Source organism: bacterium (assembly GCA_016786595.1).
In the GTDB taxonomy this organism is placed as follows: domain Bacteria; phylum Bdellovibrionota_C; class UBA2361; order SZUA-149; family JAEUWB01; genus JAEUWB01.
In genome coordinates this window covers 227,724-247,459 of record JAEUWB010000060.1, presented here as the reverse complement: position 1 = coordinate 247,459, position 19,736 = coordinate 227,724, and the positions used below count along the sequence as shown (strand labels likewise).

Sequence of the window (19,736 nt, the reverse complement as noted above, 5' to 3'; positions counted from 1 at the left end):
AATCGAGAAAGTGGACATCGCATCAACCTTAGGTGTGAAACCTGGGAGGATGAATAAATGTCACCCTCCCGATGTCTGTTCAGGCAGCCTGGCTTCGAGGCTTGCCGTCTTCTTCTGCCAACCGTTGAGCAAGCTCGACAAGCGCTGCCAAGATTTGCTCAAGCGACTCGAAGTCGCCGATTTGCTCTTGAGCGCCGTCGGGACGATGAAGCATCAAGAACCATTCGATCTCGAAGCTTACGCGTCCCGTTTCAGCGTCCAGCTTGGCGATCGGAAGCTCTTGCTCATCGAGCTTGGGCTTGTACCCGATCTCGATTGCGGCCCAGCTTTGTTGAGCTGGGCCCGCAGCCATGATGCTCCAGTGCTCATAGCCGACTAGCTGCGCGCTGAAGTCGGCGTTAAAGCCGGTTGATTCGTCCCCGTTCATGTTGATGCCGGCCCAGGCAAAGCCCGACGGCCGTACTTGCTGCAAAGCAGTTTGGATTCGCGTGACGAGTTTACACATCGTTTTCTCTTGACTACTCTGGTAGTCCATACAACGAATTGTTTTTCGCTCTAAGGACAACCAGAATAGCTGGTTTAGAAAAACCAAAAGCTAATTCCACTTTCTCGAGGGATTGTTATGCCAAAAATAACAATAATGTTACAGAAATTATCAAAACTACTAGTAATTATTAGGAATATTAGAACAGATTAATTTGGCAGTCTCAAATGCCAACGCTTCAAGTGCACCTCCCGTATTTTGCATGCCATCGGCACGGCCCAAGCCAAAGGCGTAGAAGTGGTCCAATTGCGCAAGTTCTTCCACGGGCACATCGACAACACCACAAAGTGACAACACCGGAACTTTCTCCCGATTTGCACGCTGATACAGTTCCAGGAAAAGTTTGCCTTTAACCGACTGTGAATCAATCTTGCCCTCTCCAGTAATTACCAGTGAAGTATCTTTCAGTAAGTCGTTAAAATTGATTAAATCCAAGAAGAACTCCGGACCACGCTTAAGGCTAGCTCCGGCAAAAATTCGAAGACCATAGCTTGACCCGCCAGCTGCACCTGAGCCTGCCTCCTGCTCTAAATTTATTTCCAAGTCGCGATTCACAGTTGCAGCTAAAAACTTAAGCCCTGCATCAACTTCGCGGACGAGTTCAGAAGTTAAGCCCTTTTGTGGTCCATAAATGTATGCCGCACCCGTTTTTCCGCAAAGCGGGTTATCTACGTCAACGATGGCAGTAATCTGCGGCAGTCTTAGCCCTTGAGGCTTTTTAATGCGATGAATTTCTCTCAAATCGCCTTCTGGAAATTTCATCACAGCGCTAAACCGGTCATAAAATTCATAGCCTAAAGCTCGGGCAATCCCCACTCCACCATCTGAAGTTGCTGAGCCGCCGAAGAAGACGAAAATTTCCTTAGCGCCGCGCCGAACGGCGTCTAGAATTAACTCGCCCGTGCCAAAAGTAGTGCGCTTATGTGGATTGTGATTTAAATCATCAACTAGCGTAATTCCACTTGCCGCAGCCATTTCGATAAAGGCTCGACCCTTGGTATCAAGGAAATAAAATCCTTGAACTTCGGTGTTTTCTGGGCCAGTCACTGCTAGAGCAATTTTTTCAGCGCCGACGATTCGCCCAACAATTGAACTCGACCCCTCACCACCGTCTGCCATAGGAAATTCTAAGATTGTAGTTTGCGGGAAAACGCGTTTAAATCCGCGTGAGATTGCAGCACTTGCCTCTTCAGCACTTAAAGTGCCTTTAAAACTGTCAGGGACGACTAAGATTTTTTTCGGGGCGCTAATCAAGTTTTACAATTCCACGCTAGCAAAGGTCATAGGTCCAATCATGTATTTCCTCTAGCCACTCGAGGTGTCAGCATTAGGAATCAGCCTTCTTGTTATATTTATCTTTAGGTATTGGCGCAGGGACTAAACCTTGCCGGTAAAGGTCATATGCCATTTGCAGTGTATCTTCGAGCCATTTAAAACGACTTTCCGGCGTAGTTTTTCGCGCAGTTTCTAAGATCTGTTCCAGACGATGCTGCTCGTATAATTTATCTTTTTCGGCTTTAGAGAGTTGCTGCATAATAACGATGGTATATCATTTCTTGATGATCTGTTCCAGAACGATGATATCTGCGCTTACTTTTTCAGCTTCTAATTCCCTAAATATGTCGATCAAAAAAACCATGTCACATCATATCTCAACTGATAACTAATTTAAAGATTTCTCTTAAGTTGAATTTTATAGTTACTATATGCTAATTATTTTACCTTGTTCTCTATCAATTTCATCTGAGTAATGAATTAGTTTCTGCCATGTTGCGTATTGGACCAGCACACTCCAGCTAGATCATATACGTCACGTGGTAGACGAAAGATAATGGTTTGTTATCGCAAGAAATACAGGCCCATATAGGTTTTTTCGTTACTACAATGTTTCGAGGTGAAAATATGAGTGATCCCGCAATCAAAATCGTCGTGTTGGATGGAAAGCCTTGGTTTAGCGACTCCCTGAAAAAGAGCTTAGAAGCCCATGGAGAGGTAACCATCTATCCCTTTACAAATCGTTCTCAGGTCTTTGAGCGCATTCAAGATGCAACAATCGTTGTCACAAACAAGGCTCCGATTGATGCTGAAATTCTCGGGAAGCTTACCGGTGCAAATAGCCCACTTAAGTTGATTGTTGTTGCCGCGACTGGCTACAACAACATCGACATCGACGGCTGCAAGGCTCTGGGCATCGCGGTTTGCAATTGTCGTGACTACGCAACCGGCGCTGTCGCTGAGTGGGCCGTTGCAATGCTGACGCTCTGCGCTAATCCCGTGCAGCATTACGGCCAGATAGTTGCCCAAGAAGGCTGGGGAGTGTCTAATGATCCAGAACTAGAAGGTCAACAACTGTGGTGTGGACTGAACCCAAGTCGCTATCCGCGTCCAGGTCTTGAGGGCAAAACTCTCGGGATTATCGGTGGTGGGGCAATTGGCAGGCGCATCGACGAAATCACAAGTGTCTTAGGCATGGGGGTTTGGTTCGCTAAACTTCCTGGACGCGAATACGATAAGTCAGATAAGAGCCGTGAGTCACTCGAGAATATCTTCGCCAACAGCGATTATATTATCGTGGCGTGCCCACTTACAGATTCAACTCACAGACTTGTCAGTGCCAAGCTACTGGGACTTTGCACAAAGGTGCCAGTGATCATCAATGTGTCTCGCGGTCAAATTGTCAATGTCGAAGATCTTGCAAATGCATATCTTGTGGGTCAAATCTCAGCCTACATGGCGGATGTCTCCGAGGCCGAACCGCCTAACGTGACAGATCTCCTGATTGAATTCGCTCGAACTCGACGATTTACTGCGCAGGAGCATGCCGGCCAAATTCGCTGGTCAGGATGTCTTGTCACTCCGCACATTGCATTCTGCAGTGAAGCAGCTCTGGTTACGCTCAATGAGCAAGTCGGAGATCGCGTAGATGCTTTTCTGCAGGGGCAACCCTTTGATCTCGTCTCAGCATGATCCAGTTATCGGGGCGAAGTGATCGCAAGGTCCTCTCGCCCCAAAGTTTTTTAGATTAATCTTTCGTCTCACGCTTTTAATAGATCCTTAAAAGGTGGGGGTGGAGACCGTATCTTGAAACCGTTCGCCCTTGAAAATATCTAAACATAGCCTCCCCCCTCAATCACAATTCCGTCACGATGCCCGGTAGCTGCTTACGCGTGCGTGAGTGCTGCTTGCTCTAGGATGCAGTTTACAGCTTCCTGAACTTGAGCAACTCTCGAGTCATACTGATTGGCATAGTAAATCACGCGCTTGACGAATGTTGGGTCAGCGATCGAATCAAAAATCCAGAGACGCATCCTCTCACCAGAATGATTTCTTCTGAAATCTCGCCACGTTTCTCTGTCGGCAGCACCGGTAAGCGTCGCTCCAAAGTCACGAATGCCAGCCACGTAAGCTGCTTCGGCATCGGAAGTCGAATCTCCGACTGCAAATGGATAGCCCCCGAGGCGCTGTTGCGCACAGATCAGCCCGCCAAAATGCTCCACATAGCAATCACTCTTGGCTTTGACAGTGGACGTCAATCCATCGCCAACGAAGTACATGCGGTTCCCATCGAATAAGGCATCATTGCCATCTTTGGTGACCAAGCCGCAGGCGGCAAGTTCATTGGCAATAACCTGATGCGTGTGCCATCGGTTAGAAACGATGATCCCGTGAATATGCGGCATCATCTCTTTCAATGCCCTTGCGCGCTCTGTCGGCACATGATCCAGATTCGGATCGTGCTGTCGTAAGACTCGTATCTTAAGTTCGAAGAACGCACGTAGATCATTGGCGCGCATTACGCCTTCTTCTTGCTGAAGATCAATGAAAAACAGCTGCGCAAAGCCTTCGCGGCTTCGATACATTGTGCGAAATTCATCGAGTGAATATGCTTTAGCACCTTCAACTCGTCTGCAAACTAAGCTAGCAAAAAGCTCGCAATAGACCTGATGATACGTTGCAGTTGCATCCGTGATGTTTCCGTCCAGGTCAAAGATGCTGAGCAGTTTGACCTCGCCTCCGCGAACGGTAGCAAGGTCGGTCATGGCGCTTGTGAGCATTGCTACGGGTGTTCCCGTATACCCAAAAGACGCAAGGATGTCGTACGCTTTGGTTGTCGTCAATTGTTTCCTCAATGTGTAGATTTTTGTGCAAGCGTCCTGCTTGCCCGAAGATTTGCCCTCAACACTGAGAAGCCTACGGGTCCCCATTAACCCGCAACGGATGAAAAATGTGAAAAACCTGTAAAGTCTCCACCACCCATATGAACATGACAAAGAACAAGACCGTTAGTACTAAAAGCTAACGTTGATATAGAAATATCTTAAGCACGGTAACGTGGCTTGCCAAACCTGTCAAACAAGATGGTCTAGCTAGACCCCAGACTTTCAAGCTGCTATGAGCACTTGAAATATGAAACATCTTGTCGTTACGCCAAAAGGTTTATACTGCCCGCTAGGAGATTTTTACGTCGACCCTTGTGTGGGCGTGGATCGTGCAATCATCACTCACGGTCACTCCGACCATGCCCGCCCCGGCTCGAAGCATTATCTCTGCAGTGAAAGTTCAATGCCGATTTTAGCAACACGCCTTGGATCGAATCATACTTTTCAGGGAATTAAGTTCACAGAAAAAATAAAAATTGGCGAAGCCACTGTTTCTCTGCACCCCGCCGGACACATCCTAGGCAGCGCACAGGTGCGCATCGAACATCAAGACTATGTAACCGTGGTAAGTGGCGACTATAAAGTCACCCCTGATCCAGCAGCTGAGCCATTTGAGCTTGTTAAATGTAATTGCTTTATCAGCGAAACAACCTTTGGGGTTCCGGCTTTTGTCTGGCCAAAAGAAGCTGAAGTGATTGAAGAAATTAAAAGCTGGTGGCAGGAAAATGCCGACAAGCAAACAACCAGCGTAATTTTTGCCTATGCGCTGGGCAAGTCGCAAAGAATTTTAAGCTCTTTATGCGCAGCAACAATTGGGCCAATTTTTGTGCACGAATCTATCAAAGAATTTGTTCCAATCTACAAAAAAGCCGGGATTCAAATGCCCGTGGTCGAAATTCCAAACAAAGAAAAAGTCCGGGCGGCAAATGGCAGTGCTTTAATTATTTGTCCGCAATCAAGTCAAAAAGCTGGTTGGCTGGATCAATTTAAACCTTACCAAACGGCACTTGCTTCGGGTTGGATGAAAGTCAAAGGAGCGGCAGCGAAGCGTAAAGTCGACCGCGGCTTTGTGCTTTCTGACCACGCGGATTGGCCGGGACTACTTGATACGATTAAAGGGACAGGGGCCGAAGAAATTTTAGTGACGCATGGCTATACCGACGTGATGTCACAGTATCTTTCTAAACGTGGGTATAATGCGCGGGTATTATAAAGTATGCTTGGAGCTTGAGAATTTTTTTTCTCTTTCCGGAAAGCTGGCTTCACTGCTTTGGTTTAGGCTTGAACTTCCCCTTTGCCTTTGCCTGATAACTCTCTTCGCTTTTTGCTATCTTTGCAATTTGCGTCATTGCGAGCTTACGTTAGCAAGCGTGGCAATCTGTTAACCGTAAAAGTAATATATATTTGCGAACAGATTGCCACGTCGTATTGAGACTAAAGTCTCAATACTCCTCGCAATGACACAAATTGCAAAGATAGCATCTAATCGAGAAAACTTATCTTTCTGGGGCCGATTAGTTTATCTTCCAGAAGTATGCTAGAATAAACCACGAAGTATTGATCTTTCTCAATCTTGCTTTAGTGTATTTAAATCTATCACTTCAACTTCCTTGAGGTGATAGCGTATCCATTCACAACAAGGTTTTTTATTTATGTCACCTTTAAGGCTTTAAGTCCTAAAGGTGACATAAAAACATGGAACACATTCTCACTGCCGTGCGGGAGAACTGGGTTCTCCTCGCTGCAATTCTCGTCGTCGCTACTCCACTTTGCATTCTTCTCGCAATTCGCCGCAAGGTGAAAAAACTAAGAAGCCGGGTGGTTGATACCAAAGCATACTTGAGGGCTTGGCTCACTAAGGACTTCAAAGAATATGGAGCTGACCTTAAGCTCTACTGCTCGTGGATTGAATCATGGACGGACAATCTATTGAAGTTTTTGGTTCGCACATCTAATGAGTCGGCATTTCGGCCACTAGATCTTCGAGCAGCAAAAGCACTCTACGAACAAACAGAGGATTACTATCGCTTCAGCAAGATTGTCGATCAAATGCTCGCTGCGATTGCTATACTCAAGATTGCGCAAGCTCGGATTCAGGAACCTGGGGCTGCACCAATAGAGGCTCAAACTGCGATTCTAAGAATCTGCAGAAATGCACTGGTCGAGTCAATTGTTCCTGATTGTCCAGCCACACTCAGTGAAGCACAGGCAACTTTGCAAAAGCGAATTGACGACTGCCGTTCTGCAATTCAGAGAATTTTTGAAATCGCTAAACGCCATGCAGTCGACTTAGAGCTTAAAGCATTGACTCCAGGCTCAAACCCAAGGGACTAGCGAATGGATGCGCTTTCCCTTTTTATTTAGTAGGCTTATTTTATCTTGCACGACCCAATTTTTCTTTAACAGCCCCAGGCAGCACTAACCATTCACGTCGATGCGCAGGGCGCTCATTCAAGGCATTAAGCATCGGTTCAATTTCATAAACGGAAGTAAGCCCACCACTTTCAAGTAAGACTTTCGGCGGTGAGACTTCGGGTTTGCGATGTTGGTCAAGATTACTCACACTATGCACATAATACTTGGCATCAAGCCCTAAATCTTGAGCTAGCTTAGTTGCCACAGTAATCATTTCGCGCCGTTCCACTTCATTTTCCGGCAAGCGCACCGTTTTAAATAACTTCCTGTCCCGCAACCGCAGAGCCAAATCGCGAAGCACTGGGTCTGTCGCACTGCACCACTGGGCAATATGATAAAGCCACCAACTCTCAGTCATTGAAAAAATCAGGCTCAAACTAAGCTCAGTTGCATAATTTTTACTTGCTAGCGCGGCACGCATAGTTTGATCAGCAAAAAATTCAACTGCTCCGCGATCTGCTGCGCACTGCTCCGCTGTGCACTGCTCTGCCAATAAATCGCGAAGCCGAGTAATTATTGCAACCGTCAACGCATCAGCCGACTGCAAAACGCGATGCTGATAAACCTGGCGATACATTGAATCGCGCGCAACGAAAAAATGCGTCAAAGCATCAAGCCGACTTTCGTGTAAAACCAGCTCGCCATCAGCACTTAACGTGTAAGCATCAATCAAAGCACGGACGTTATAACGACCATAAGTAACACTACACATTGCGCTATCGACGATTGTCCAGTTGCCGCGGTCAGCATTCCAGCCCGAGCCCGAAATCAAAGCCGAGGTCCAGGGCGGTAAACTCGGGTCATGCGCAAGAATTTTGCGGACTAAGCTTGGCAGTTCTGGGTCAACAGCACGAAGAATTGCACTAATCTCTGGGTCCTCTTCACAAATTCTTTCGCTGACAAATTCATGAAAATCACTGCCATCCGTTGCCCACAATCTGGCCCCGAGGTGCGAGCCTGGGGCGACATGGCCCACATCATGAAGAATTGCAGCTGCGGCAACTGCTTTTTCAAACGGTGCTATTTTTTCTGCATGGTTGCGGCTGAGTTTCTCCATTAACTGCAACGCCAGGTAGGCAACGCCTAAGCTATGGCCAAAACGCGAGTGCTCGGAAAACATGTAAACCAGATTGGTGTTTCCAGTTTGACGGATATTTCGCAAGCGTTGAATCCAGGGCGTATCAATTAACTCCAGCACGAGGCGTGCTGCTGGATGACTGCGCTCAAACACTAAAGATTGATGGGCAACGTCAGCAAAAGTAACTGTGTCGGCCTTAAGCATTAGTTCTTTCTCCAACTTGAAAAGAAAAATCGATTCCCCGCGGGGCAAGTTCAAAGGGCACGCGCTTAACTAGTTCGAGGCCAAACAAATCAAGGCCGATGACGGGTGTCGAAGAATTTGTAAGCAGTGCGATTTTCTTTACCCCCAGAGAGCGTAAAATTTGCGCGCCGATGCCGTACTGTCGCAGAGGCTGTTTGGCCGGCATTCCAGTTGCGGGGGCACTGAGGTTTTTGATTTGAGTGGCTAAAAAACCTTTACGTGGATGACGAATATAAACAAATACTCCCTTGCCAGCTTGATTAATCGCCGTTAAGGCGCCGTGTAAATTTTTTCGACTGTTTAACGCATCCGTCCCCAGTAAATCTCCAAGTAAATGCTCGGCTTGAACGCGCACAAGAATTGGCTCGGCTTGCTCTGCAATCTCACCCTTAACTAGGGCGACATGCTCAGCAAGGTTATTTGCATCTGAGCCATCAACTTTTGCTTTAAAAACAATTGCGCGAAACAGTCCAGCAGTTGCGGTGGGAATTTCTGCTTCAGACACTTTTTCAATCAACTGTGACTGACTCATGCAAATGCTGACAATCTCCGAGACAAAAAGGATTTGCAGTTGATGCTGCTGGGCAATGTCTTGAACTTGGTTAGCAGTAATAAATTCGCCGCGCTCATTAAGTAAATGCGAAAGTGCTCCAACAGGAACTTGCCCTGCAAGCCTGAGGGCATCAACGGCAGCTTCGGCTATTCCAACGCGCACAAGCACGCCTTGGTCTTTGGCACGAAGCGGAAAAATATGTCCGGGCATTACGAGGTCGCGCTTAGCATCCGTGGACATTGCCAACATACGCAGTGTCTGAGCACGGTCACTGGAACTGATGCCAGTAGTCGTGTAGTGACGAGCATCGACACTAACTGCAAATTCAATCCCACTCAAAGCATCAAAAGCTGCCCCAGGAAGCATCGAGCGCAGTCCTAGCTCTTCTAAGCGCGACTCGGTGAGTGGAGCCATGATCACAGATCGGGCAAGATTAACGTGAAAAGCAATGTCTGCTGCAGAAACAGCAGAGGCAGCCTGTAAGAGAAAGGCATGGGGGTCAGCCGTCGAGTCATCGACAAGAATGATTGTCTTACCTGATCTTAAGCTTTCTAGCGCTTGGTTCATGCGCTGGGCTTATACATTTTCTGTAAAAATTTTCCTAGAGAGTATCTCAATTAGCTTGGGCTCGGCGCAAACTGCATTAATTGGGCTGGGTAGAATTCTATGGCCGCCGTAAAAAGTGGAAGGCCTGGCTTGCGCCTGGGCTTGGCCTTCCAATAAGCCATTTACCTAATCCAACACCTTCTTGAAGAGGCGAAGAATTCATTCGCGCGCGACAACGTCATCAATGAATTTCTCAAACGTTGCCGGGTCGGGATCCTTCAACGCGCTGGTAATTGTCCCAGCGATACGTAGTCGCTTAACCCTTTCATTATTCAAGTCAAGATTACCAACATGTTGCCGACAGCCGTGATTTTTCCAGAGTAGCTTTTGGATCTCTGGGTCCATCATTGCCTCCAGGAAATCTCGGCCCAAATTCGTATAGGCCACTGCCACGTGATCAGATAGACGCGTCGGGTTGGAGTAAACGATCCGAATGTCAGCAGGCAGCTTTTGAATGGCATCCTGCTCTAGGACCAAATGCTCGTCGACCATAATGATCGGGTGCTCTGCTCGCTTCCGACGGAAGAGTTTAAAAAGCTCCAGAGAACTCCCCAAACGTTTTCCGCCTTTATAGAGCGGCGTTAGACGCTCCACAATCGTACGCTCATTCTCCTGAGTTATCGGTTTACCGCCATTGAGCATTTCACCTTCCCAAAGCAGTGCTGCCTCGGCCGCCGAAGATTGATGTGGATCACCAGCTTCGACCTTAATCAGCCCATAGCCGTTAATTATTCCGACATCACTCCAGGGGCGACCACGTGCTGCAAGCTCAAGGAACTTTGGGCCGTTGGAGAACCATGCGCGGTTATCTCCTTCGACCACATACCCAGACTTGCGGAGTGCTTGATAAATGCGCGTACCGCATCTTCAAGTGCACCACCTGAATCGAAATGGTGAGAATAAAAAAAGCAGGTGGTGAAAATGAAGAGATACAGACACTTAAGCCTCGAGGAGAGGCAAGTTATATATAAGATGCGTAAGAATCGGGCGGAGATTCGTCAAATAGCCGAAGCCTTGTGTCGGCATCGAACGACAATAGTGCGTGAGCTTGAAAGAAACCGTAGTCAGCAAGCTTATTTGTGGTGTGGGTATGATATTTGGCAAAGAGCCAAATATGCCGATGAATCAGCTAAGCAAAGGCAGAAGCGTAGTCACAAGCGGCTGCGGTTAAAGACCCAAGAGATCAGAGAGTTTGTGATTGAGCATTTGTGTAGATACGGGTGGAGTCCCGAAGAGATTGCCGACAACATCAATAAATATTTACCTGGGGCAAAAATATCGGCACGAGCAATTAGGTATTTTATTCAGTATGAAGCTAAGGAATTAAAGCAATATTTATGGCGTGAAGGTAAAGTGCCTCGACAAAGAATTGCACATAGTCGTAGCCGCTTCAAACAAGCAGCTCCCCCAAAGCGCAGCATCCATGAGCGGATTGAAGCTGCTAATGACAGACTAGAAGCTGGACATTTAGAGGCAGACTTAGTGCTGTCTTGTCGTAGCGGAAGAGGTGCGGTGCTTTCGATCATTGACCGCAAGACTAGACATCCAGAGTATCTCTATATCGAGGACTTATCAGCAGAGTCTGTTTTTAAAGCCATGGTGAAGCATTTAAACACTCTACCTGCTTGGATGACTAGAACCCTAACTCTTGATAACGGTAGTGAATTTGCAGTTTCAGTATTTACTAGACTGGAAACTATCTTTCCTGGATTAAAACTCTACTACTGTGACCCATATAAAGCTTGTCAGCGTGGCACAGTCGAATGGTCTAACGGTAGATTACGTAAATATTTCCCAAAAGGCACAGACTTTTCAAAAATATCTCTCCTCGAATTAGAAAAAGTTACTAATCTTTTACGTAATCGACATCTGAAAGTTATTCAGGGGCTTACCCCAGCTCAAGCTCACGCGCTTGCATTGAATCGCGCCGCTTAGATTTTGAGGGCTATTCTTAACTGATACCTTGAGCTTCTTGCTCATTAGAACAGCTTTAATTTAAGAATGAATTTTACCAAAATTCATTCTTAAATTAGCTCTCTTCTATCATCCATTTACTCGACTTTCCCTTCCCCCTAGGGGGAATCTAGACTTAAGCTCCTCTTTTACCTACTCTACTCATCATTAGCTTTGTTCGGCTGGTGCACTTTCAAGATGCAATTCGGGACATCAGCATCACAACCGGCGAATGACAAATTGCTTCCGTATCAATAGGATCTCCCGGATACGCTTGTGCATCCATCCTCGTCATGAACCAAGATGCATCTTTTCCGGTTACTGCATGTTCGTGCAGTTCGTGAGCAGAACGATATTCGACTTTGACGTCAAATTCCAGCACCTTTAATCGTTTCATGACTTCTGAATTCGGAGCAAAGACGTTTCTCTTCTCCGGAGTAGTCACGAGAGTGACAGTTTTCATCCGAAATGCGTTGGCCACGCCTCCGGAAATGTTGTTCCACTGCGAGGCAACCACCATGGCCAGCATCGCAGCCAATAGTAACACTACTGGAATAGTTTTTGATTTCATGATCTATTTCCAACTGACAGACGTGCCTCGAGCACGTCTAGTGGGTTAGAGGCCCCAGACATTGGGGCCGATGGCGATGTCGCTTGCTCTTCTTCTTTTGCAAATTGTTCCAGAGCACGGCTCAGCAACAAGCGCGATCTTTCGATTACGCTCGTTTCGTATGCTAAGCCCAGCTCCTTTTTCCTTAACTCATTAGCGCAATAGTTGGCAGCGTTGAGCGCATCCAGGAAGCGTTCTGCTTCCTGGGCTATTTCCTCAATGCTATCATCCTGCCTGCGCAAAATGAGATGGCTTTGAACCGCGGCTAATTTGGTAAGAATTTTGGCAAGGTCGTGGTCGAGTGCCTCGAATTGTTTGGCTGCTTCTTCCAGCGTTTCTGCTTTAGACCTGATGAATTTAGGTCGAGGCTTTGGAATCCATGATTCAAGCGCAAAGTAGAGCAGCAAAGCTCCAATTGCAGCAAAAATCAATTGGCCCCCTGAATGGTGTCCGAAGACAAACCATCCAAACGCAATTAGCGGCAAACCAAACACGAGAGAGTTGCGTAGCGTGGTTTGAATTCTTCTACCCCTCCTGTGATTTTCGGGCCTCCTTACGGAGAAACCTTTATTCAGTTCTAGCACGCAAAAAAACGTTAGTCGAATCTAGCGACAAAATATTTTTACCTAAGTCTTCGGCGTAAAATTTAAGGGCAGCTCTGAGATTCGGCTAGAAAAACGTAGGGCCTACGATCTAACTGAAATCAGTTTTAGGAAATAATCACTCAAAGCACCAGAAAGTGTGCGCTTACGAGCAGTCTGCTCTCCATGGAGCACCGTCGGCTCGACTACTTCATGACTTCCAGACTTTGTTTCTCGATTTCTTTTAATTGCTTCTTTAAGTAATGAACCCGAGCTAGTTAGATTAAGTTCTGCTTCCGGGGCTTGGTTATTGACCAGGCGCCAAAAGGCATAACGGCCGCAGGCTGATGTAAAATAACAATTCAAGGCAAAATATTTATTTACAGGATTTACTAGAATAGAGAGCTCGTAGTCGCGGCCTTGATCAAGTAAAAAATGTTTTTTTAGGATTTCAATCCACTTACGCTTTGCACGGTATGCAGACAATTCATCTGTGTAGCGACCAATCAGCGTTGTTCCATCAGCATCAAAGCTAAGTACGCCTGGATGCAATTTTGAATCGCTTAATTTTCGTTCTCGCGCTTTATGACCTGCTTCCACAATTACTACCTAACCTCAAAAAACTGCTAAAACCTTTAAACCCTGGGATTAAGCTGAGTTAACCCCGATACTGTATCTATCGGCCCGAATCGGTAAGTTCTTTAGACTTAGTTTGCTAGACCATCTCGGGATCGAGGCCAGATGACATTCTTTTAAATCCAGGCTATAGCACTATTTTCCTTAGGCTTTTTCTGGCACTAGAAGTTGAGGCCTGGGGTATAAGAATGTTTATAGCTTTAAATTTTGGAGCATAATTGTGGAAGATCAGTATACAGAGAATGATAATCAGCAGTCCGACGAAGCCCCAATCCAGACAGCTTGGTTTGAAGCGCCGAGTGGTCAAATCGTAATTATCGATCAATTCATGCTCTCTAACCGTCAATTCCTTGACGCGACCCGTAAATCAGAACTTACAGAAGAAGCACTAAAAACTCTCGTCGCTCGATACGGCGGAGCGGTGATTTCGCTACAACCGGGGCGTTATCATGTTAAACGCAATCCATATGAATCTCTACTTGTTGTCGTGAATGACAACTCTGAAACAGAAGTTGACGATCAGCCCTTAGTAGAAGACATGCAAAACCTTGCAAGCGTGCCAACTCTACTGGGACATGTTTTTATCGATACACGCTGCGTGGTTTTTATGAGTATCGAGTTATTAGCTAACCAAGCTGTAATCGATGAACATTTTGCCCTGAGAACTGCACATCGCGACAAACAAGCACGCGACTTTCTCCGCGCTCAAGGAGCCTGCGTGCGCTATGGATTTAAGGTCAAAGGTGACGAACTAAGCGTATTTAAGCTCGGTGATTTTCCGGGCGTTGCCCTCTGGGAAGACCACCACGATTAAGTTTCCTTACCTTTCTTTTACGGAAAAGAAAGGTAAAACCAAAGAAAACGAATTGCACTTTATATCAGTCGTTCAGGAAATTCCGGTAGATGATAGCAGCAAATGCCGCACCGACCATCGGCCCAGCCCAATACACCCAGAAAGTCTTAGTGTATTCAGCAAAAAGCGCTGGTCCAAAGTGTCGAGCTGGGTTCATCGCTCCGCCAGAGACCGGGCCAATTGCCAAGATCCCCATCACCACTGCTAAACCAATAAAAAGTCCGCCCAGCTTTGGCGCGCGCCCGTCAACTGCTGTGCCTAAAACAGCTAGCATCAGGAAGAATGTAGCAAATAACTCGGCCATGAATGCCTGAGAATAATCGGCATTTGCTCCTGGCAGAGGCGTTCCGTAGGAAACTTGCAGTAATGCGTCAGCGGGAAATAACGAAGAAACCGTAATCGTTGCCGCCACCCCACCCAATACCTGGGCGAGAATATACCAAGCCGTTTCTTTCAAATTCATGATTCCAGAAATAAACAGCCCAAAACTCACTGCAGGATTTAAATGGCCTCCGCTAATTGGTGCGGCAACGGTAACAAGAATCGCAATTGCCAATCCATGAGCCAGGGCAATTCCCACTAAACCCAACGCTCCACCACTTAAGTGATTTGAAACAATTGCGGAAACTCCCATGAAAACTAGAGCAAAAACGCCAATAAATTCAGCAAAAAATCTGGACAGTTTCATGTTGATTAGTCTCCTTGTAAATGCCTAAGCCTAGTTAAAGTTGGCTAAAAGTAACAGATTTAGACTAATTCCGCCTCTAAAAAATCATGTATTCACAGTTAGTTGAAACCAGACATAAAGCTTCTACATCATAAAGACGATACCGTAATTATCGGGGCAGAGTTAACAAAACACTGCCCCGACTAAGCGGTAACAGGTTTTTGGAAATTTAGGGTTTTATTTTGGTTTTGGAGGAAGTTATGGCACGGGCATTTTTCCCACATGAAATTGAAGATCCAGATCTCGAATGGCTCGTGACTACATTTCTATACGACAAACCGAATTATATACCTGTCGAAGTTAGCGATGTTCCACTCGCATTAATTCCAATCAGTGACGAGATGGAAAAAGCTGAAGCTCCGCAGGCAAAACCAGATTCGACATTGCGTAAATAAAATAACCGCAAGTAGGTCGGCGCTAGTAAATTCTGTGAAGGCCGAGACTAGGCAATCTCCCCAATCAGCACTGTCCCTCCAGCTTTACAAACGCGCTTAAAAATCAAGTTCATTGCATTGCAACTAAGCTGGTCAGCATAAAGATAGGGCAATTCGATCAAATACAAATGATTTTCTGGTCGATGTTCGTAAAGTTCTCGAATTAAAATTATCTTACGTTTTTCTCCAGAAGAAAACTCACTGACAGGCCTACCCGTAGCCGGGAGATTTACAAGTTTCAATTGAAGCAGACGTTCTCGCATTTCTCGCAGTGCAGCTATGAACGAGAAATGTTCCAAGAATTCCCCAATGGAACGGTTAAAAAGCTCTCCCATTGTAACTCCACGCCATTCTAGTCCCAAAATCTTGATATCATGCTTTTTAAGACCTTGGAGGATTTGCTTCTCGGTCAGGCCCAAGACGCGTGCTTGCTGAGATTGCGCCAGTGGGCGGGAAAGATAGTCGAAGCAACCTAGGAGCGAAAGTAAATCTCGATTCAATCGGTAAGACTCATGCAGTAGATAGCTTGCGCTTTTAAAGCCGAAAACATTAGAGTTTTGCTGTAGTTCTTGAAAAAATTCACGAATTTCACTTAGACCGTTTTCCGCAGAAAAGTAATTTAGCGCTGCGGGGACGATCTCAGGATTAATTTTAGCGACATCAAAAACTGCTGTTGCTTCTGCCTGAAAATCACTTTCTCGATCAAGCTCAGGATCCAATTTCAACTCATAATCTGCGGCTTGAATTAGCGTAGGATTACAATCTTCAACTAAAATTGTATCTCCGCGCTTGATAAACTTCTTTAAAAACTCGATTAACTTGCCGGTCTGAGCTTTGGATAAATACGCACTGGGATAATCAAGCACCCAGGTCGCACCTTGCGGAGCGTGCAGCGCAGCGCATACAATCTTTAAACGTTGCTTTTGATCCGCACTAAGCTTACCTAGCCTCGAGCCAATTTGTAATTCGACTAAATCGAGTTCTTCGAGCAGAGAGTAAATTTGATGGTCTTGGAAAACAAAAAATAGTTGTGAAAAAGTTAATCCACAAGAATTCAAACTGTGCTCGAGAGCTTCTCCACAAAAATCAGCCTGACAATTCGAGCAGTGGTGTTTACCGACATTCGGAAGTTTGCGATCGGCAATATGAATACTCGTCTCCAGGTCAGCATAGGCAATAACTTGCTCTAAGCGAGCGAAAGTGTCAGTGCTATATTTAAATGCATCTGTAATCAGTCGGCAGTTTTGCAAAGTAAGATCTCCGCCCAGGTCATCAAGCTCTTCAAGTAGCTCAGACAATGCCCGGCGCATTTGCCCACTAGCTGTTTCTAACAACACGCTAGTGAAACCCTGCTCGAGTAAAAGTTTAATTTGAGCATTGTCGAGCGGAGATTTAATCTCACGAGAAACGATAATTAAGTCCCCAATTTGAGCATGGTGATTTAACTCTCCGTCGCGCGAATTAATCTCACCGCAAGACAAACACAAGCGTTTTTTTCGGCTCTGCTGCCAGCTTTCAATCAGTGGTAAAAGTTTTAATACTTCAGCAACTGTTGCAGATTCAGCACTAAAATCGGCAAGCTTCACAGGGAAAGTAACGCCAGCAAGCGAAGTTAGCTTGACTAGCTGATTTGCTTTTATTTCTTCGGGAAATCCTAAAGCGATAGCAAAACGACGATATGCTTCAGAGAAAAAAGCATCAAACAGCAAGGCAGATTTGCCTGAGCCATTTGCTCCAGTAATGAGATGCAACTTAGCGCGTTTAAATTCGCAGTCGAAGTGCTTTAGATTCTTGGCCGATACGCCGCAAAGTTGGATACAATCGTCTGGCTGACTCGACTTAATTGGCAGAAGCAAGCTCCTGAACTAGCTTTTGCACACGTCCCTGGAAGAGCGACTGATACTGGTTGAGCTCGCTTTCACTTCCCGCCTCAAAGCGCATCACTAAGACCGGCTGCGTATTTGATGCCCGCACTAAACCCCAGCCATCGGGGAAACTTACTCGCACACCATCAATTGTGTTGGTTTTATATTCAGGGAAAAGATCTTTAGCTCGCTCTGCAACCTTAAATTTTATTTTTTCGGGGCAATCAACGCGGATTTCTGGGGTCGAAACCATTTTCGGAAGTTCCGCAAGCATCGCACTCAGCGGCTGTGCAGCATGACTGAGCAATTCGACTAGGCGGGCGGAAGAATGCAGTGCATCATCGAAACCATAATAGCGGTGCGCAAAGAAAATATGCCCGCTCATTTCTCCTGCTAAGTGAGCACCTGTTTCCTTAAGTTTAGCCTTAATCAAACTATGTCCGGTCTTCCACATAATTGGTCGCGCGCCGACTTTCTCAAGCTCAGAAAAAAGCAACTCTGAACACTTCACATCACCAATCACAATTGGATTAGGAATCTCCTTTTGCAGTTCCTTGCCAAAGAGAATTAAGAGCATGTCGCCCCAAATAATTTCTCCCTTGTCGCTAACAACTCCGATGCGGTCCGCATCTCCATCCCACGCAATTCCAGCATCTGCACGATGCTGCGCCACAGCTTTTCGCAAATCAACGATATTCTCAGGCACTGTCGGATCTGGATGATGGTTCGGGAAGCGTCCATCTGGCTCCGTGTAGAGCTCGATAACTTCACAGCCCAGGCGGCGTAAAACCTCCGGTCCGACCAACCCCCCAACTCCATTACCGCCATCAACTACGATTTTCAGTTTTTTTGCTTGATTGATATGCGTTGTAGATCGCTTTACCAATTCATCAATATAAGCTTCGCGGGCATTCCACTCAGTTAAAATTCCTGCAGCCGAGGCAATCTGCTCATGGTCAGCATTAGCAATCAGTGTCTTTAAACTCTGAATTTCAGCCCCACTTAAGGTATGGGTCCCAATCATCATTTTAAAGCCGTTCTGGTCACCAGGATTATGACTTCCGGTAACTTGAATTCCTCCGCCGAGATTTTTTGAAAATGTAGCATAATAAAGCTGCGGCGTTGGACCCATGCCGCAACTAAGCACATTTACTCCACCGGCTCTTAGTCCAGCAATCAAGGCAGAACTTAGTTCTGGCCCGGAAAGGCGACAATCCCAGCCGACAGCAACTGTCTGAGGTTCAGCAGTGTTTTTCGCATAGGGACTTTGTAAAACTTGCCGAGCAAAAACAACTCCCAGGGCATGGGCGAACTTTGCGTCAAAATCTTTTCCGACAACGCCGCGAATATCATATTCTCTAAAAATTGCTGGCTGTAAGATCATTAGTACACCTTTTTCATTTCTGTATTAGTTTTAATATCGACAAAATATTTCTTCGGGAGCTCTTGACTGAAATACTGGTCTGCACGGGCAAGAATTTTTTTCTCTAGTCCGCTGGCTTGCAGATTGTGCTGTTCCGTTTTAGCTTCGCGATTTTTGCGCTCTGCAAGGATTTGCTGATAGAAATCAGCATTAAGTCCTGAAGCTTTGATAATAAATGCCCCTCCTGGACCAATTAAGGGATCGCTCACAACCGTGTAATTACCTAGTGGGTGCGCAACGGCGATTGCATTTTGAAATTCCTCTCGCAGATCGGTCAGGGGCAACTTGCCTAAATCGGAATAGCCTTTGCGATGCAACGACATGAAATCAGCTCCAGCAAATGCCTGCTCCAATAATTCTTTGATCTGAGCACGAAACTCCTGCTTCTGTTGATCTGATGGCTGCTTAGGGATTGAAACTAAAATTTGCTCAACGTGAATCGTTCCAGCCGGATTTTCAACGACCTGCTCGACTTGCTCTGCTTGGAAAGTTGCCGCCACTGGCTGCTGTGGATCTTCAGCTTGAGGATTGGCATCCTCTGTTTCATCGATTGAGACTTTAGGGCGAATAACTTTAGTGATTAATTTTAGGCGTAAAATTTCATTCTTAACACGCAAGCGATATCCCCGCTCAGATAATCCCTGCTCTGCAAGTAATTTTTTTAACCCGATCTTGTCGACGCTATTCTTTGCCGCCACTTGCGACATATATGATTCAATCTCATCATCACCGATTGAAATCCCATTTGCCGCAGCATCTTGCGCAATTAATACTGACTGCAAAAATTCCTGGAACAGCTCGGGTTGATCTGTGGGCTGCGCTAAGCTATCTTGTCGATCTAAATTTTTCCCTAGCGACTCGATAAAGATTTGATAGTCGGCATTGGTTACAGGTTCACCATTAACTTCAGCTAAAATTTTGGTGTTTTCAGCCTGGGCATGCGTTACAAAAAAAACAGCCGTAAGCATCAGAATAAGTCTTGGTATATAAACTGGCAAAATTACTGCAAACATAGGCCACAAAATAGCTAAAGCTTTCAGATTGAGCAACTTGCC

The 19,736-nt window shown here is 46.0% G+C and carries 20 protein-coding genes; 6 read left to right on the top strand and 14 right to left on the bottom strand.

Features of this window, described 5'->3' with window-relative positions:
* Window positions 1–79 precede the first annotated feature (79 nt).
* The 3 genes from JNK13_11880 to JNK13_11870 form a co-directional block, all read right to left on the bottom strand.
* Entirely contained in the window at window positions 80–505 is a 426-nt protein-coding gene (locus JNK13_11880; GenBank protein ID MBL7663441.1) for a hypothetical protein, read from the bottom strand.
* 159 nt (window positions 506–664) lie between these two features.
* Window positions 665–1,798 (bottom strand): glycerate kinase, encoded by a 1,134-nt coding sequence (locus tag JNK13_11875; protein MBL7663440.1) that lies wholly within the window; start codon window positions 1,796–1,798, stop codon window positions 665–667.
* A gap of 73 nt (window positions 1,799–1,871) precedes the next feature.
* Window positions 1,872–2,078 (bottom strand): hypothetical protein, encoded by a 207-nt coding sequence (locus JNK13_11870; GenBank protein MBL7663439.1) that lies wholly within the window; start codon window positions 2,076–2,078, stop codon window positions 1,872–1,874.
* A 368-nt stretch (window positions 2,079–2,446) separates the two neighbouring features.
* On the opposite strand from JNK13_11870, the gene JNK13_11865 reads away from it, so the two are divergent.
* Window positions 2,447–3,511, top strand: a complete 1,065-nt coding sequence (locus JNK13_11865) for a hypothetical protein (protein MBL7663438.1) — start codon at window positions 2,447–2,449, stop codon at window positions 3,509–3,511.
* A 194-nt stretch (window positions 3,512–3,705) separates the two neighbouring features.
* Here the strand turns inward: JNK13_11865 and JNK13_11860 are convergent, their stop codons facing one another.
* Window positions 3,706–4,662 carry an HAD family hydrolase gene (locus tag JNK13_11860; protein MBL7663437.1) on the bottom strand — a complete coding sequence of 319 codons (957 nt, stop codon included), beginning with the start codon at window positions 4,660–4,662 and terminating at the stop codon, window positions 3,706–3,708.
* Between the two features lie 289 nt (window positions 4,663–4,951).
* On the opposite strand from JNK13_11860, the gene JNK13_11855 reads away from it, so the two are divergent.
* Both JNK13_11855 and JNK13_11850 read left to right on the top strand, forming a co-directional pair.
* Complete coding sequence (locus tag JNK13_11855; GenBank protein ID MBL7663436.1) at window positions 4,952–5,917, top strand: ligase-associated DNA damage response exonuclease; 966 nt, start codon at window positions 4,952–4,954, stop codon at window positions 5,915–5,917.
* Between the two features lie 482 nt (window positions 5,918–6,399).
* Window positions 6,400–7,038, top strand: a complete 639-nt coding sequence (locus JNK13_11850) for a hypothetical protein (protein ID MBL7663435.1) — start codon at window positions 6,400–6,402, stop codon at window positions 7,036–7,038.
* A gap of 40 nt (window positions 7,039–7,078) precedes the next feature.
* Here JNK13_11850 and JNK13_11845 read toward each other — a convergent pair whose 3' ends face one another.
* The 3 genes from JNK13_11845 to JNK13_11835 form a co-directional block, all read right to left on the bottom strand.
* Window positions 7,079–8,401 carry an HD domain-containing protein gene (locus JNK13_11845; GenBank protein MBL7663434.1) on the bottom strand — a complete coding sequence of 441 codons (1,323 nt, stop codon included), beginning with the start codon at window positions 8,399–8,401 and terminating at the stop codon, window positions 7,079–7,081.
* Window positions 8,394–9,560, bottom strand: a complete 1,167-nt coding sequence (locus JNK13_11840; GenBank protein ID MBL7663433.1) for a 3,4-dihydroxy-2-butanone-4-phosphate synthase — start codon at window positions 9,558–9,560, stop codon at window positions 8,394–8,396. Before JNK13_11840 ends, JNK13_11845 begins: the two co-directional genes overlap by 8 nt.
* A gap of 198 nt (window positions 9,561–9,758) precedes the next feature.
* Window positions 9,759–10,421, bottom strand: coding sequence for a hypothetical protein (locus JNK13_11835; GenBank protein MBL7663432.1), 663 nt, complete (start codon window positions 10,419–10,421; stop codon window positions 9,759–9,761).
* 99 nt (window positions 10,422–10,520) lie between these two features.
* Here JNK13_11835 and JNK13_11830 point away from each other — a divergent pair, with 99 nt between their 5' ends.
* Complete coding sequence (locus JNK13_11830) at window positions 10,521–11,534, top strand: IS30 family transposase (protein ID MBL7663431.1); 1,014 nt, start codon at window positions 10,521–10,523, stop codon at window positions 11,532–11,534.
* Window positions 11,535–11,745: 211 nt separating this feature from the next.
* Here the strand turns inward: JNK13_11830 and JNK13_11825 are convergent, their stop codons facing one another.
* The 3 genes from JNK13_11825 to JNK13_11815 form a co-directional block, all read right to left on the bottom strand.
* Window positions 11,746–12,123 carry a hypothetical protein gene (locus JNK13_11825; protein ID MBL7663430.1) on the bottom strand — a complete coding sequence of 126 codons (378 nt, stop codon included), beginning with the start codon at window positions 12,121–12,123 and terminating at the stop codon, window positions 11,746–11,748.
* On the bottom strand, window positions 12,120–12,593 hold the full coding sequence (locus JNK13_11820; GenBank protein ID MBL7663429.1) for a hypothetical protein: 474 nt from the start codon (window positions 12,591–12,593) through the stop codon (window positions 12,120–12,122). The genes JNK13_11825 and JNK13_11820 overlap by 4 nt, the downstream gene beginning before the upstream one ends.
* 255 nt (window positions 12,594–12,848) lie before the next feature.
* The gene (locus tag JNK13_11815) at window positions 12,849–13,343 is read right to left on the bottom strand and encodes a hypothetical protein (protein ID MBL7663428.1); all 495 of its coding nucleotides are present in this window, start codon (window positions 13,341–13,343) and stop codon (window positions 12,849–12,851) included.
* Window positions 13,344–13,599: 256 nt separating this feature from the next.
* Between JNK13_11815 and JNK13_11810 the strand changes: the two genes are divergently transcribed.
* On the top strand, window positions 13,600–14,193 hold the full coding sequence (locus JNK13_11810; protein ID MBL7663427.1) for a hypothetical protein: 594 nt from the start codon (window positions 13,600–13,602) through the stop codon (window positions 14,191–14,193).
* A 64-nt stretch (window positions 14,194–14,257) separates the two neighbouring features.
* On the opposite strand, the gene JNK13_11805 is transcribed toward JNK13_11810, so the two are convergent.
* Window positions 14,258–14,920 (bottom strand): aquaporin, encoded by a 663-nt coding sequence (locus JNK13_11805; protein MBL7663426.1) that lies wholly within the window; start codon window positions 14,918–14,920, stop codon window positions 14,258–14,260.
* Window positions 14,921–15,159: 239 nt separating this feature from the next.
* Here JNK13_11805 and JNK13_11800 point away from each other — a divergent pair, with 239 nt between their 5' ends.
* Window positions 15,160–15,354 (top strand): hypothetical protein, encoded by a 195-nt coding sequence (locus tag JNK13_11800; GenBank protein MBL7663425.1) that lies wholly within the window; start codon window positions 15,160–15,162, stop codon window positions 15,352–15,354.
* Between the two features lie 47 nt (window positions 15,355–15,401).
* On the opposite strand, the gene JNK13_11795 is transcribed toward JNK13_11800, so the two are convergent.
* Genes JNK13_11795 through JNK13_11785 form a run of 3 tightly spaced genes read right to left on the bottom strand, consistent with a single transcriptional unit; the run spans window position 15,402 to window position 19,694 of the window.
* Window positions 15,402–17,249, bottom strand: coding sequence for a hypothetical protein (locus tag JNK13_11795; GenBank protein MBL7663424.1), 1,848 nt, complete (start codon window positions 17,247–17,249; stop codon window positions 15,402–15,404).
* Window positions 17,233–18,642: a phosphomannomutase/phosphoglucomutase gene (locus JNK13_11790; GenBank protein MBL7663423.1), complete on the bottom strand. Its 1,410-nt coding sequence runs from the start codon at window positions 18,640–18,642 to the stop codon at window positions 17,233–17,235. The genes JNK13_11795 and JNK13_11790 overlap by 17 nt, the downstream gene beginning before the upstream one ends.
* Window positions 18,642–19,694, bottom strand: coding sequence for a SurA N-terminal domain-containing protein (locus JNK13_11785; GenBank protein ID MBL7663422.1), 1,053 nt, complete (start codon window positions 19,692–19,694; stop codon window positions 18,642–18,644). Before JNK13_11785 ends, JNK13_11790 begins: the two co-directional genes overlap by 1 nt.
* Window positions 19,695–19,736 lie beyond the last annotated feature (42 nt).

Coding starts and splice junctions, on each gene's coding strand:
- JNK13_11880 (MBL7663441.1), bottom strand. CDS start 505: ATGTGTAAACTCGTCACGCGAATCCAAACTGCTTTGCAGCAAGTACGG.
- JNK13_11870 (MBL7663439.1), bottom strand. CDS start 2,078: ATGCAGCAACTCTCTAAAGCCGAAAAAGATAAATTATACGAGCAGCAT.
- JNK13_11865 (MBL7663438.1), top strand. CDS start 2,447: ATGAGTGATCCCGCAATCAAAATCGTCGTGTTGGATGGAAAGCCTTGG.
- JNK13_11855 (MBL7663436.1), top strand. CDS start 4,952: ATGAAACATCTTGTCGTTACGCCAAAAGGTTTATACTGCCCGCTAGGA.
- JNK13_11850 (MBL7663435.1), top strand. CDS start 6,400: ATGGAACACATTCTCACTGCCGTGCGGGAGAACTGGGTTCTCCTCGCT.
- JNK13_11845 (MBL7663434.1), bottom strand. CDS start 8,401: ATGCTTAAGGCCGACACAGTTACTTTTGCTGACGTTGCCCATCAATCT.
- JNK13_11840 (MBL7663433.1), bottom strand. CDS start 9,560: ATGAACCAAGCGCTAGAAAGCTTAAGATCAGGTAAGACAATCATTCTT.
- JNK13_11830 (MBL7663431.1), top strand. CDS start 10,521: ATGAAGAGATACAGACACTTAAGCCTCGAGGAGAGGCAAGTTATATAT.
- JNK13_11825 (MBL7663430.1), bottom strand. CDS start 12,123: ATGAAATCAAAAACTATTCCAGTAGTGTTACTATTGGCTGCGATGCTG.
- JNK13_11805 (MBL7663426.1), bottom strand. CDS start 14,920: ATGAAACTGTCCAGATTTTTTGCTGAATTTATTGGCGTTTTTGCTCTA.
- JNK13_11800 (MBL7663425.1), top strand. CDS start 15,160: ATGGCACGGGCATTTTTCCCACATGAAATTGAAGATCCAGATCTCGAA.
- JNK13_11790 (MBL7663423.1), bottom strand. CDS start 18,642: ATGATCTTACAGCCAGCAATTTTTAGAGAATATGATATTCGCGGCGTT.
- JNK13_11785 (MBL7663422.1), bottom strand. CDS start 19,694: ATGTTTGCAGTAATTTTGCCAGTTTATATACCAAGACTTATTCTGATG.